The organism is Neoroseomonas soli (assembly GCF_018129065.1).
GTDB classification, from domain to species: Bacteria; Pseudomonadota; Alphaproteobacteria; order Acetobacterales; family Acetobacteraceae; genus Neoroseomonas; species Neoroseomonas soli.
Window position 1 is genome coordinate 136,369 of record NZ_JAAEDM010000004.1, and the last position, 12,709, is coordinate 149,077.

General features: G+C 69.4%; 11 protein-coding genes. 7 read left to right on the forward strand and 4 right to left on the reverse strand.

The window, feature by feature from the left end:
• Positions 1-109: 109 nt before the first annotated feature.
• Positions 110-958 (forward strand): pyridoxal kinase PdxY, encoded by an 849-nt coding sequence (gene pdxY / locus GXW76_RS02870; protein WP_211860475.1) that lies wholly within the window; start codon positions 110-112, stop codon positions 956-958.
• A 41-nt stretch (positions 959-999) separates the two neighbouring features.
• On the opposite strand, the gene GXW76_RS02875 is transcribed toward pdxY, so the two are convergent.
• A complete protein-coding gene (locus GXW76_RS02875; RefSeq protein WP_211860476.1) occupies positions 1,000-3,063 on the reverse strand; it encodes a M10 family metallopeptidase in 2,064 nt (687 codons plus the stop codon).
• Positions 3,064-3,769: 706 nt separating this feature from the next.
• Here GXW76_RS02875 and GXW76_RS02880 point away from each other — a divergent pair.
• From GXW76_RS02880 to GXW76_RS02890, 3 genes are all read left to right on the forward strand, one after another.
• Positions 3,770-4,771 carry a TAXI family TRAP transporter solute-binding subunit gene (locus GXW76_RS02880; RefSeq protein WP_211860477.1) on the forward strand — a complete coding sequence of 334 codons (1,002 nt, stop codon included), beginning with the start codon at positions 3,770-3,772 and terminating at the stop codon, positions 4,769-4,771.
• Positions 4,772-4,805: 34 nt separating this feature from the next.
• Positions 4,806-6,704: a TRAP transporter permease gene (locus GXW76_RS02885; protein WP_211860478.1), complete on the forward strand. Its 1,899-nt coding sequence runs from the start codon at positions 4,806-4,808 to the stop codon at positions 6,702-6,704.
• Between the two features lie 67 nt (positions 6,705-6,771).
• Positions 6,772-7,794 (forward strand): amino acid ABC transporter substrate-binding protein, encoded by a 1,023-nt coding sequence (locus tag GXW76_RS02890; protein WP_211860479.1) that lies wholly within the window; start codon positions 6,772-6,774, stop codon positions 7,792-7,794.
• Positions 7,795-7,953: 159 nt separating this feature from the next.
• On the opposite strand, the gene serA is transcribed toward GXW76_RS02890, so the two are convergent.
• Entirely contained in the window at positions 7,954-9,207 is a 1,254-nt protein-coding gene (gene serA, locus GXW76_RS02895) for a phosphoglycerate dehydrogenase (protein ID WP_211860480.1), read from the reverse strand.
• 148 nt (positions 9,208-9,355) lie between these two features.
• On the opposite strand from serA, the gene GXW76_RS02900 reads away from it, so the two are divergent.
• The 3 genes from GXW76_RS02900 (at position 9,356) to uraH (ending at position 10,713) form a co-directional block, all read left to right on the forward strand.
• Positions 9,356-10,021, forward strand: a complete 666-nt coding sequence (locus GXW76_RS02900) for a putative adhesin (protein WP_211860481.1) — start codon at positions 9,356-9,358, stop codon at positions 10,019-10,021.
• Positions 10,022-10,099: 78 nt separating this feature from the next.
• The gene (locus GXW76_RS25925) at positions 10,100-10,225 is read left to right on the forward strand and encodes a hypothetical protein (RefSeq protein WP_272876008.1); all 126 of its coding nucleotides are present in this window, start codon (positions 10,100-10,102) and stop codon (positions 10,223-10,225) included.
• A gap of 125 nt (positions 10,226-10,350) precedes the next feature.
• Entirely contained in the window at positions 10,351-10,713 is a 363-nt protein-coding gene (gene uraH / locus GXW76_RS02905) for a hydroxyisourate hydrolase (RefSeq protein ID WP_211860482.1), read from the forward strand.
• Positions 10,714-10,717: 4 nt separating this feature from the next.
• On the opposite strand, the gene GXW76_RS02910 is transcribed toward uraH, so the two are convergent.
• Both GXW76_RS02910 and GXW76_RS02915 read right to left on the reverse strand, forming a co-directional pair.
• Complete coding sequence (locus tag GXW76_RS02910) at positions 10,718-11,395, reverse strand: hypothetical protein (RefSeq protein WP_211860483.1); 678 nt, start codon at positions 11,393-11,395, stop codon at positions 10,718-10,720.
• A gap of 67 nt (positions 11,396-11,462) precedes the next feature.
• The gene (locus GXW76_RS02915) at positions 11,463-12,662 is read right to left on the reverse strand and encodes a DUF1501 domain-containing protein (RefSeq protein ID WP_211860484.1); all 1,200 of its coding nucleotides are present in this window, start codon (positions 12,660-12,662) and stop codon (positions 11,463-11,465) included.
• Between the last annotated feature and the right edge of the window lie 47 nt (positions 12,663-12,709).

Genomic DNA, 12,709 nt, shown 5'->3' on the forward strand with positions numbered 1-12,709 from the left:
GGGCAGGATGGACGGGTGGCGCGCCGCTGTGAAGGTGCCGCAGGCGGATTGACCTCGGCGGGTGCGGTTCCTAGCGTCCGCCCCCCTTTCCTGCGTAGCGGATGCGGCGATGCCTTCCATTCTCTCGATCCAGTCCTGGGTGGCCTATGGCCATGTCGGCAATGCGAGTGCGATCTTTCCCCTGCAGCGCCTGGGGGCGGAGGTCTGGGGCATCCACACCGTCCAGTTCTCCAACCACACCGGCTACGGCGCCTGGCGCGGCCAGGTCTTCGGCGCCGAGCTGATCCGGGACTGCGTCCACGGCATCGAGGAGCGCGGCGCGCTGCCGCGCTGCGACGCGGTGCTGTCCGGCTACATGGGGTCGGCCGAGATCGGGGAGGCCATCCTCGACGCCACCCGGCGGGTGAAGGCGGCGAACCCGGCCGCGCTGTGGTGCTGCGACCCGGTGATCGGCGATGTCGGCCGCGGCATCTTCGTCCGCCCCGGCATCCCCGAGTTCCTGCGCGACCGGGGGCTGCCCGCCGCCGACATCCTCACCCCCAACCAGTTCGAGCTGGAATGGCTGACAGGGACGGAAGTGCGCACGCTTGCCGATGCCAAGGCGGCGGTGGCGGCGCTGCAGGCGCGCGGGCCGCGCTGCGTGCTCGTCACCTCCCTGCACCTCGACGACACGCCCGACGGCGAGATCGGCATGCTGGCGGGGGAGGGGGGGCGCTTCTGGCGCGTCTCGACGCCGATGCTGCCGGTGTCGGTGAACGGGGCGGGGGATGCGATCGCTGCGCTGTTCCTGTTCCATCGGCTGCGCGGCAGCACCGAGGCGGCCCTGGTCGCCGCCGGCTCCTCCATCTTCGGCGTGCTGCGCCGCACGGCCGAGGCCGGCTCGCGCGAGATCCTCACGGTCGCGGCGCAGGAGGAATTCGTCGCGCCCAGGCAGGTCTTCGCCGCGGCGGCGTGCTGAGAGCGGGCGCCGTCGCGCGGGCCCGCCCCAACGGCGCCGCCCTAACCGAGGTACATATCGGTGTAGAGGACGCTGAGAACGACATCCTGGTAATCCCAGTCGCTGACCGGGCCGGTGAGGTCCTCGAAGCCGATCCACAGCGCCTCGCTCCCCGGCTGCAGGCCGGACAGGACCTGGACCGAATCGCCGGGATTGAAGTCCGCCGTTGCGTGGAACACGGCGGCATCAGTCAGGGCGCCTCGGCTCGCGCTGTGCAAGGTCCAGCCGGCATCGGCGCCGCCGATGAAGCTGAGGTCGTCCGCAAGGCCGCCATAGATCGCGAACCCGTTCTGCACCAGGAAGAAGCCGATGCTCTCGGCGGCTTCCGGCTGGCCGAGGTCGACGCTTCGACCGACCGCCATCGGATCGACCGTATTCTGGAACAGCAGGGTGACATCCGAGATCGAGCCATCCGCCCCGATGCGGTAGGTGCCGATCATGTTGCTGTAGCCCGAGTGCGAGGATTGCAGCGTCACGCTGAAATTCGTCATCCCGTCGCCGGACAGCAGCACCTCATCCGCGATCCCGTTGATCAGCGCGCCATCGACCCTGGCATGCTCGGCCAGTTCCGGCAGATAGGCGACGAAGCTGAGATGCGTGTAGGCATCGTCACCCGCATGGCGCGCCATCGCCACGAAATTCCCGGCGGAGAAATCGCCGCGCAGCTCGAAGGTGCTTTCGTGGAGGCTGACGAGGGACGAATCCTGGCCCGGCTGGATGGTGAAGTCGCCGCGAGCCGCCCGGATGCCGAGGATCTGCACCGCATTGTGCTGCCCGAGATCCATCACGACGTCGCCGTGGAGATCGGACAGCACGTCGCGCAGAAGGTTGCGCCCGGCGCCGAAGGTGATCAGGTCCGCACCCGCGCCGCCGCTGATGATGTCGTTGCCGGCGCCGGCATTGATGAAGTCATTGCCCGCGCCGGCGCTGATCCGGTTGCCGGCCTCGTTGCCGATGATCACGTCGCTGCCGCTGCCCGTGATGACGTTGCCGACGAGTGATCGCGTATCGCCCTGGTAGAGCAGGGCGTTGTAGACATTGCCCTTGGCCTCGTAGGCATCCGTGCCTTCCGGCGCCTGGTTGTTGAGGTCCGCGATCTGGGCGGAGGAAAACTGCAGCCATTGCCCGGGCCGCAGGTCGGCAAGCTGGTCCTCGCTGAAGTTGCTGAGGTCGTAGGTCGCCGTGGCGCCCTGGGTCCAGACGGTCGTGAGGATCTTGCCGGTCTCGCTGGCGCCCGTGTTGGGTGCGGCGACGCCGTTGATGTACTGCTGCCCGGTGACGGCGTCCCACGTATAGACCGCCTCGGTGCCGACCCTGCTGAAGTTTGCCCCGTAATAGGCCTGGAGCGCGGCGATGTCGTACATCATGTAGCTTTGCGGCGAGGAGCCTACCCAGGCTTCCGACGCGCCGCTGTCGGCATCCGCGCCCAGATAGCTCGCATAGGTCATCACCGAGAATTCGTTGTCGTTGCGATCGTCGGTGAGCTTGCCGCCGAATTCGTCGTCATGCCCGTGCTTCAGCCCGAAGGCATGGCCCATCTCGTGGATGATGGTGTTGAAATGGTCGGTGCCGAAGAAGGCGGCGGTCGGCGGCGTGCCATTGCCGCCGAGATAGGTGTCGCCGGCGCTGCGGCTGTCCGACGGTGCGTAGCTCTCATCCGCGTTGGCGGGGAAGTTCGATTCCGACCCGCTTTCGCCGTAGCGCGCGAAGCGGAAGGCGGCGTCCTGCGCCAGGCCGGATTCGATCTCGACAAAGCTGAGGTTGGTGTAGGAGGAGACAAGTCCGAACGCGGCGCGGATCGCCGCCTTCTGGATGTCCGTCACCGGCGCGAAGCCGTCGAGGTTGTCGCGATCGGGATAGCCGCCGGCGACATCGAGGTAATCCTCGGTCGAGGTCGGAAAGGCGTAGGTGATGGTGGTGGCGGCGACATCCCCGCCGGCGCTGGTGGTCCAGCGGTGATTCATCATCACGGCCTGGACGTTCGGATCCAGGTGCGAGGAATCGAAAGGCCCGCCATAAAGGCCGCCCTTGGGCAGCGTGTACACGCCGACCATCGTATCCGACATATTCTGCATTCCCGTGCGCTGATGGTATTAACTAACTGGTTGTATTTAAGACTACAGGAGCCACCAGGGGTTTAAAAGACGCTGCCGGCACGGCGTGCAAGGCGTCGCGCGCATGTCACATCGATCGACACCGCCATTCACATCCGCACGCCCGCGGTGTCCCGCGCGCAACGCGCTGCCGAGGAAATGCAGGCCGAGCCGAATGATGGGCGGGTCCTTCCGGAGCTGCGCCTGGATGCGGCGGATGGACGCCACGGGATCGGCTCGCGGACCGGGTCGCCGTCGTGGAAGCGGATGCCTTCGCGCAGGGGGGGGGCAACCCGGCGCAGCCCGCCGTCCTCCAGCGCATGGTCATCGCAGAGCCGCCGCCGTCTCATCCAAGCCGCATCGAGCCCGTCGGGCGTGTCCCGGCACATGCGCCCGTGGTCGCGTTCGCCGCAGGATGTGGCGGAGATCGCGCCCACCGCGGTGACGTCCGCCCGTGGGATGAAGCGCAACGCATGCGCCGCATTCCCCTGCGCGAGCGCGGGCCGGGCAGGGAGCAGGCCAGCGCCGCCGGAGAGCACGGTTCCGCGCCGCGTCGCCGCCCCTGCTTGCCGGTGCGGAGGAGGCTCTCGCTGCGGCGCACAGGCTGCCGAGCGGCGTTGCGGCGATGCGGCAAGCCTGTTCTTATGTGACGGTCCGGAGGCTCAAGGAGGCTGGGAAAATGACCCTGTTCATCGGGCGGCGAGCACTGGTGCGCGGTGCGGCCGGCGCGGCGTTGTCGGTGCCCCTCATCCACCGTGCCTCGGCGCAGACCACGCTCGAATGGGTGGCGGGCTCGCTCGGTGGCGGCTGGTACACCATGGGCGCGGGCGTCGCCTCCCTGATCCGGGAGGAAAACCCGGACATCCAGATCCGCGTCGTGCCGGGCGGCGGCCTCGCCAACCCCACGCGCATCAACAACAACCAGTCGCAGATCGGCTGGGGCATCGACGCCTTCTCGGCCTCCGCCGTTCAGGGGATCGAGCCCTACAGCGCCAAGCACGACAAGATCCGCTGCCTCGGCACCGGCTATTCGCCGACCGAGCACCATTTCCTCCGCCACACCGGCGCAGGGCCCGAGGACATGCGGAGCATCCTCACCCAGCGCAACCTCAGGATAGCGGTGCCGCAGCGTTCCTCGACCGACGAGATGACGCTGCAGCGCATCCTGCGTTTCCTTGGCACCAGCCCCGACAAGATCCGTTCGGAAGGCGGGCGCTACCTGAACGGCTCCTATGCCGACATCGCCGCCGCCTACAATGACGGGCAGGTGGACTACCTCTACGTCGCGCTGGCCAAGCCGGCGGCGATCATGACCGAGATCGCACAGGGCCGCCGCGGCGGCCGCATGGTCGCCTTCCCGCAGGACGTGCGCGACCACCTGACGCAGCAATACGCCTATGCGCAGGGCGTGCTGCCGGCCGGCACCTACCCGCAGCTCATGTCCGGCGAGGTGCCGGTGACGATGATGGATAGCGTCATCCTGGTGCACGAGGGCGTGTCGGCCGAGGTGGTGCAGAAGATCACGGCAACGCTCATCAGGAACAAGGGCCAGCGCCTGGCGACGATCCACGGCAGCATGGCCGGCTGGACGCCGGAGCAGGCCGTCGGCTACCGCGGCGTGCCCTTCCATCCGGGGGCCATCGCCGCCTTCCGCGCGGCCGGCGTCAACCCGCCGGCCTGAGCCCGGCGCGCCGCGACAGGACAAGGAGAGCGCGGTGCGCGAACTTCCCGGCTGGCTCAGGGGCTCGGTCACCGTCTGGCTGGCCTTCTGGGCGGCCGTGCATCTCTATTTCGGCGGCTTCGGATTCCCCGAGCCGATCGAGATGCGCAGCCTGCATCTCCTCGTCTTCACCCCGCCGCTCTTCCTGCTCTACCCCGCCTTCCCGACACGCTCGCCGATGAACCGGCCGAGCATGTTCGACTGGGCATGGGCAGCGGCCTCGGCGGCGCCGCATCTCTGGGTCTTCGTCAATGCGGGCGCGGTCTCGGACCGCATGGAATACGTCGATCCCTTCACGCCGGTGATGATGGCGCTCGCCATCACCTGCATGGTGACGATGCTCGAATCGATCCGCCGCGCGGTGGAACCCGGTCTCGCGTGGATGGTGGCGATCTGCCTGCTCTACATGTTCGTCGGCCACCATCTGCCGGGCGTGCTCAACACGCGCGTCTTCACCACCGCCGAGATCATGGAATCCGCCTGGCTGGTGCCGACGGCGGGCGGCGTCTACGGGCCGCTGACCGGCATCGTCGCGACCACCATCGCGGTGTTCATCCTGTTCGGCGCCTTCATGCAGGGCAGCGGGACCGGGCGGCTGTTCTCGAATCTCGGCGCGGCGGTCGCGGGGCGCTACACGGGCGGGCCGGCGAAGGTGGCGGTGATTTCCTCGGGCCTGTTCGGGACCATGAGCGGGTCCTCCGTCTCCAACGTCATCACCACCGGGGCGATGACGATCCCGCTCATGGTGCGCATCGGCTACAAGCCGGCGGTCGCGGCGGGGATCGAGAGCGCCGCCTCGGTCGGCGGGGCGCTGATGCCGCCGGTGATGGGCGCGGCCGCCTTCGTGATGGCCGAGATCACCAACATCCCCTACGGCGACATCATCGTCGCCGCGGCGATCGGCGCGGTGCTCTACTACTTCGCCATCGTCGCCGCCGTGCATTTCGAGGCCAAGCGCGCCGGCATCAAGCCGATGGCCGCCGCCGACATCCCCGCCTGGCGGGAAGTCCTGGCCGATATCCACCTCGTGCTGCCGATCGGCCTGCTCGTCCACCTGATGATGGAGCGCTGGAGCGGCAACTTCGCCGCCTTCTGCTCCACGCTTGCGATGATCGCGGTCTCCCTGCTGCGCGCGCGCACGCGCATGGGCTGGCGCGCCATCCTGGAAAGCCTGACCAATGCGGGGCTGACCATGGCGCCGCTCGCGGTTTCCATCGCTGCCTCGGGCGTGGTGGTCTCGGTGCTGACGGCGACAGGGATGGTCGTGGCCTTCGGCGGCATCATCAAGGAATTCGCGGGCGGCAACCTCGGCCTGCTGCTGATGATGCTGTGCGTGACGGTGCTGGTGCTCGGCCTCGGCATCCCGACGACGCCGTCCTACATCATCGCCGCGGCGATCGGCGTGCCGCAGGTGCTCGAACTCGGGCGACCGCTCGGCGTGGACATGATGCAGGCGCACCTGTTCATCTTCTACTTCGCGGTCATCGCCGACGCGACGCCACCCGTCGCCGCCGCCGCCTTCGCCGCCGCGGCCATCGCCAAGGCGAGCCCGACCATCGCCAGCCTGCACGCGTCCCGCTTCGGCATCGCGGGCTTCACCGTCGGCTTCGCCTTCATCTACGACCCCGGGATCATGCTGCGCGGCGGGCCGATGGAGATCTTCATGGCCACCGCGATCCAGGTGGTGGCGCTGACGATGATCACCTCCGCCTATGCCGGCTACCTGCTGCGACCGATGGGGGTGCCGCTGCGCCTGCTGCTCGGCGGCATCGGGCTCTTCGCCGCCTTCGGGCACATCGCGCCGGACACGGTCCGGCTGCCGCTTGCCGCGGGCGTGCTCGCCGCCGTGGCGCTGCTTCAATACGCCTCGGGGCGGCGCGCCGCGGCGGCCTGACCTTCCTTCCGCTCCGGGCACGCGGCGTCTAGTCTCCACCAACCAACGATAAACGGAGGGTAACGTCATGCGTCTTCTGGCTGCCATCGGTGCGGCGCTGCTGGTCAGCGGCACCGCCATCGCCCAGACCGCTTCCCCAGGGCCCACCCTGTCCGCCGTGCGGTCGCGCGATGCGCTGGTCTGCGGCTCCCATCCCGGTGCGCCGGGCTTCAGCGTGCTCGACAGCCAGGGCGTCACGCGTGGCCTCGATGCCGATACCTGCCGCGCCGTCGCCGCGGCGGTGCTCGGCGACGCGAGCAAGACCCGCTGGGTGGTGCTGTCCTCCCAGGCGCGACTGCCGGCGTTGCAGTCGGGCCAGGTGGACCTGCTTTCCCGCACCACGACCTGGACGCAGACGCGCGACACCGCGAACGGGCTGAACTTCACCGCGGTGAACTTCTACGACGGGCAGGGCTTCCTCGTGCGGAAGTCCACCAACGTGCAGCGCGCCCGGGACCTCGAGGGCGCGACCATCTGCGTGACCTCGGGCACCACCAACGAACTCAACCTGTCCGACTGGTCGCGCGCCAACAACGTCCGCGTGCAGCCGCTGGTGTTCGACCAGAACGAGGAGACGCGCAACGCCTATGCCTCGGGCCGCTGCGACGCCTTCACGACGGACGCCTCGCAGCTCGCCGGCATCCGCACCGCGCTGCGCAACCCGGATGAGCACATCATCCTGGCCGACATCATCTCGAAGGAACCGCTGGCACCCGCCGTGCGCCACGGCGACGACCAGTGGTTCGACATCGTCCGCTGGACCATCTACGCGCTGATCGAGGCGGAGGAACTCGGCATCACCCAGGCCAATGTGGACGAGATGCTGAACAGCCAGAATCCCTCGATCCGCCGCCTGCTCGGCAATGCCGGGGACCATGGGCCGCTGATGGGGCTCGACCGCCGCTGGGCCTACAACGCCATCAAGGCGGTCGGGAACTACGGCGAGATCTTCGAACGCAACCTCGGCCGCGGCTCGCCGATCGGGCTGCCGCGCGGGGTCAACGACCTGTGGACCCGCGGCGGACTGATGTACGCCATGCCGATCCGCTGATCAGCCCAGCCAGCCGAACAGGTTCAGCAGGATGATGACTGTGATCGGCACGCCAAGCAGCCACAACACCATCGACTTCATCTGACCTCTCCTCCGCACGATGCGTATCGTGCGGAGCAACGCGGCACCGGGTGCGGAGGTTGCACCCGGCCCTGCGGCTCAGCGCCGCTCGTAGATCAGCCGGGCGCGGATGGTGCCCGGCAGCGCGCGGAAGCCTTCGAGGATGTCCTCGGCCTCCTTTCGCGCCTCCTCGCTGTCCACCACCACGTAACCGATCGAACCCTGGGTCTGGTAGTACTGCGCCGAGACGTTGAGCCCGCGCTTGGCGAAGCCCTCGTTGATGCGGGACAGGATGCCCGGCGCGTCGCGGTGGATATGCGTCCAGCGCGCGCCGGTCGGCCGCGCCGGCAACTGCACCTGCGGGAAGTTCACCGCGCCGAAGGTGGCGCCGCTGTCGGAATACTCGACCAGCTTGCGCGCGACCTCCTCGCCGATGCGCCACTGCGCCTCTCCGGTCGAACCGCCGATATGCGGCGTCAGGATGACGTTCGGCAGACCCTGCAGCGGGGAGACGAAGCGCTCGTCCTTGCCCGAGGGCTCGACCGGGAAGACATCCACCGCCGCACCCAGGATGTGCCCCTCGCGCAGCGCCTTCGCCAGCGCATCGAGGTCCACCACCGTGCCGCGCGCATTGTTGATCACCACCGCGCCCTTCTTCATGGCGCGGATCTCGGCCTCCCCGATCATGTCCCTGGTGTCGGGTGTCTCGGGCACGTGCAGGGTGACGACATCGGCCTCGGCCAGCAGCGCGTGCAGGGAGGTCATCGGCTGCGCGTTGCCGTGCGGCAGCTTGCCCGTGTGGTCCCAGTAGATGACGCGCATGCCGAAGGATTCCGCCAGCACCGACAACTGGCTGCCGATGTTGCCGTAGCCGACGATGCCGAGCGTCTTGCCGCGCACCTCCCAGGAATTTTCGGCCGACTTGATCCACTCGCCGCGATGCGTCGCACCCGACTTGAACGGGATGCCGCGCATGAGCATGACGATCTCGCCGAGCGTCAGTTCCGCCACCGAGCGCGTGTTGGAGAAGGGCGCGTTGAACACGGGAATGCCGCGCATCGCCGCCGCTTCGAGCGCCACCTGGTTGGTGCCGATGCAGAAGCAGCCGATGGCGAAGAGGCGGTCGGCGGCGGCCAGCACCTCCTCCGTCACCTGGGTGCGGGACCGGATGCCGAGGATGTGCACACCCTTCAGCGCCTTGATGAGCGCCGGGCCGTCCAGGGCCTTGGCCTCCCGCCTGACCGTCGCGTAGCCGGCATCGGCCAGGCGCTCGACGGCGCTGTCGGAGATCCCCTCCAGCAGGAGGATGCGGATCTTGTCCTTGGGAAGCGAGAGGCGGGCAGGGGACATCATGGGACGCCAGGTGGGGGTCGGGGCGCGCTACCTGCCCCGCCGCGGGCGCGCGCACAAGGGGGCGCGCCGAAGCCGCGAATGCAGACGTTGCGCAAGCGGGCGCATGCTGCGCTACAGTTCTCCACGGCAGAACGGAGAGGGCCTTTCGATGGGCGACGCGCGCTATGTCTTCAACAAATACGTCCAGCACGTCCTGAACAACGTCAATTCGACCGCCAGCATGTCCTTCAAGCCGGACAGCGCCTGGGTCATGAAATTGTCCTCGCTCTACATCATCGGCAATACGAAGGGCGCGACCGAGTGTTTCATCGACGCGCATGGTGGCAATTACTCCGCCGACTACGTCCTCGATAACCAGAGCTTCAGGGTTCCGGCGGGCATAAATGTCCGCTTCTTCCAGCCCGCCGGCTACGCCTTCGGCTGCTTCAAGTCGGAATTGCGGAGCGGCGCGCCGCAGCAGCACGGCGGCACCGCCGACCAGGACTACACTGGCGGCGACGATTGCCCCAACTACATGCTGACGAAGTTCCAGGGCCGCCATTCCGGCGCGGACGCGCAGGCGATCCAGGACCAGGAGATCGACTACCAGGGCTTCCAGGATATCGCCCAGGATGCCGGCATCGTGCTCGTGACGGTGCGCAACCGCTGGTTCCATGCGGGCATCACGCTGAAATCCGCGATCCATGACATCCACAAGGCGCTGCCCGACATCACCACCTTCAACTGCATGTTCTGCCGCGTGGACGACACCACCGCGGGCCTCGCGCAGGTGACGTGGAACGCCTCCCCGAGCACCGGGGGCAACTGGTACTGACGCCGCCGTCCCGGCGCTTGCGCTGCGCCGCGCTGCATGTTGCGGGCGGCGTGGGCGGGCGTCGCACGGCGATGCTTCATGGATGCGGCCTGTCTTGCCGACCGGGCGGATCGTATCCTCCGCTCGCTGCGCCCGGTCACCGGCATCGCCTGGGCCGGCACGTCCTTCGACGTCATCGGCCGGGCAGCCGGCCCGATCCGTTGAAGACCCGCAATCCATGCCTCGCCGGCGAGCAATCATCCGCCCACGGCGGCCTGATCCCCGCACCCTTTCCTCCCCACCGTCGAAACGCGGGAGGAGCACCCTGGCCCCATCCGACGAGGCACGACATGGCAGGCAACGGACCCGGCTCGCTCTCCACCCAGGTGCTGAACACCGCCGAGGGCATCCCCGCCGAGGGCGTGCGCGTCGAACTCTGGCGCATGGACCCCGAACCGGCCCAGGTGATCGAGACCGTCACCAACGCCGATGGCCGCACGAGCGCCCCGCTGCTGTCGCCCGACACCTTCCGCGCCGGGCGCTACGAGCTGCATTTCCACCTCGGCGCCTATTTCACCGCGCGCGGCATCGCGCCGGAACCGCTCTTCCTCGATGTCGTGAAGGTCGATGTGGGACTGGCGGACGGGCGCGGGCCCTACCTCGTGCCGCTGCTCTGTTCGCCCTGGTCCTACACGACCTATCGCGGGTCCTGACCGTTCAGCGCAGGCTCCGCGCCCGGTCGGCCGTCAGCATCGCGTCGAGGTCGGTCAGCACGTCGCCCGGCAGGCCGAAGCCGCGCAGATGCGCGATCAGCGCCCCGGCGAGGCCGAGATTCCCGCCCTCCTCCTCGTCCGGCAGGCTGTCATAGCCGTCGAAGCCGGTCGCCTTGCCGACCGAGAAATAGGTCGCCATCCGCGCCGGCTTGGCGCGCGGGCCGAGCGCGTCGTTGCGCGCCACCATCGCCTTCTCGAGCGTCCGGCCGGCGGCCATGTTGCTCTCCGGCGGCACCGCCAGCATCCGGACATAGGCAAGGCCGCCGAGCCGCCCAGCGCCCTTGGGGAAGACATGGTCGATCTGCACGTCGGCGCCCTCCAGCCCGGACGCGCCGAGTTCCCGCACGGCGAAGCGCTCGAAGGCACGGCGATAGCCGGTCTTCTCCGGCGCCAGCCAGAGTTCCGGCACGCGGGCCGCGTCATCCGGCCGCCAGACGAAGCCCTCCGAGAGCGAGAGGTCGGGGGCCACCTCCAGCCGCCCGCCCTGCCGCCACAGCCCGCCCTGCGGCGCGCCGCCCAGGCCGTCGAGCGTCTGCACCCCGATCCAGGCCTCGTTGCCGCCGGAGGCGCAGAACTGCGCGACGAAGTCGCCGATCTGGCGGGTCACCCAGGATGGTCGCATGGCGGGTCGCTCCGTCCGATTCCGGCGCCACCCTGCCACACGTCATGGTTGAGCGCCGTGAGGCGCTTCACACCCTGACCAGCCCTCCCAACGGGTCGGCCGCGTCGCTTCCCGGGAAGGCGCGGGCGACAGCCGGCGCGGAAAGCCGCAGGTGGTCGCGCAACAGCCCCTTGGCGACGCTGCGCAGATCCGTGGTCGGCGCCAGGTCGCGATCCTGGAACAGGGCATCCGGCCCAAGCCCGGGCCAATCCCCGCCGACGCGCCCCCCCGTCACGGCCCCGCCCAGGACGAAGGCGACCCCGCCGGTGCCGTGATCCGTCCCGGCCGTTCCGTTCACCCGCACCGTGCGCCCGAACTCCGTCACCACCAGCACGGCGGTGCGGCGCCAGTGCCCGCCCAGCGCCTCCTTCAGCGCGGCGAGGCCCTCGTCCAACTGCGCGAGCGGCCCGTTCAGCCGGTTCACCTGCTGCGCATGCGTATCCCAGCCGGTCAGCTCGAAGGCGGCGACGCGCGGGCCGTTGGCCTCGGACATCAGCCGCCCGGCGGTCAGGGCGAGGGCACGGAAGGCACCGCCGGGCTGCGGCCGCGGCATCCCCGGCGCGCCGAGGGTGGTGGCCGCGAAGCCGCGCGCCGCCAGCGCCTCGGCGATCGCCGGGCCGGTCACCGGGTCGGCGGCATTCAGTTCCGCCACGCGGGCCAGCAGGTCGGGCGCCGGCATCCCGCCGCCGCGCGGGGCGTAGTTGCCGACCGGCGTCGGCCCGCGCATCAGCAGCGGCATGTCGGTGCCGACCGCGAGCCCCGCATGCTGCGCCCCCGGTCGATCCGGGAAGACGGCGAGGGCGCGGTTGAGCCAGCCACTCGCCAGCCGCTGGTCGGCGCCCGACTCCAGCATGTCCTGGGCGTCGAAATGGCTGCGGGTGCGCCAGTTGCCGGCGACGGCGTGCAGGATCAGCGCCTCGTTCGTCGCGTACATGGCGTGCAGGTTCGGCATGCGCGGATGCAGGCCGAAGCGGCCGCCGAGGTCGAGCAACCCGCCCTCCTGCCCCGGCTCCGGCAGGGCGAGGGGGCCGCGCAACTCGCCGAAGGCGGCATCGGCATAGGGCTGCACGGCGAACAATCCATCCAGCCCGCCACGCAGCAGCACCACGGCGAAGCGCGCCTCCCCCGGCGCCTGGGCGAAGGCGACGCGGGCGCGGGGCAGGGTCAGCGCGGCGGCCAGGCCCAGCAGGGCGGCGCGGCGGCCGAAGGCGGGCAGGTGGGCGCTCATCGGCGGTGGAACTCCGGGCTGGCGAGCACGAGGGTCAGCGCCTCTCG

Bases quoted from the DNA above. Each gene is read 5' to 3' on its own strand.
- GXW76_RS02910 (WP_211860483.1), bottom strand. From the start codon at position 11,395: ATGCGACCATCCTGGGTGACCCGCCAGATCGGCGACTTCGTCGCGCAG.
- GXW76_RS02880 (WP_211860477.1), top strand. From the start codon at position 3,770: ATGACCCTGTTCATCGGGCGGCGAGCACTGGTGCGCGGTGCGGCCGGC.
- serA (WP_211860480.1), bottom strand. From the start codon at position 9,207: ATGATGTCCCCTGCCCGCCTCTCGCTTCCCAAGGACAAGATCCGCATC.
- GXW76_RS02915 (WP_211860484.1), bottom strand. From the start codon at position 12,662: ATGAGCGCCCACCTGCCCGCCTTCGGCCGCCGCGCCGCCCTGCTGGGC.
- uraH (WP_211860482.1), top strand. From the start codon at position 10,351: ATGGCAGGCAACGGACCCGGCTCGCTCTCCACCCAGGTGCTGAACACC.
- pdxY (WP_211860475.1), top strand. From the start codon at position 110: ATGCCTTCCATTCTCTCGATCCAGTCCTGGGTGGCCTATGGCCATGTC.
- GXW76_RS25925 (WP_272876008.1), top strand. From the start codon at position 10,100: ATGGATGCGGCCTGTCTTGCCGACCGGGCGGATCGTATCCTCCGCTCG.
- GXW76_RS02890 (WP_211860479.1), top strand. From the start codon at position 6,772: ATGCGTCTTCTGGCTGCCATCGGTGCGGCGCTGCTGGTCAGCGGCACC.
- GXW76_RS02900 (WP_211860481.1), top strand. From the start codon at position 9,356: ATGGGCGACGCGCGCTATGTCTTCAACAAATACGTCCAGCACGTCCTG.
- GXW76_RS02875 (WP_211860476.1), bottom strand. From the start codon at position 3,063: ATGTCGGATACGATGGTCGGCGTGTACACGCTGCCCAAGGGCGGCCTT.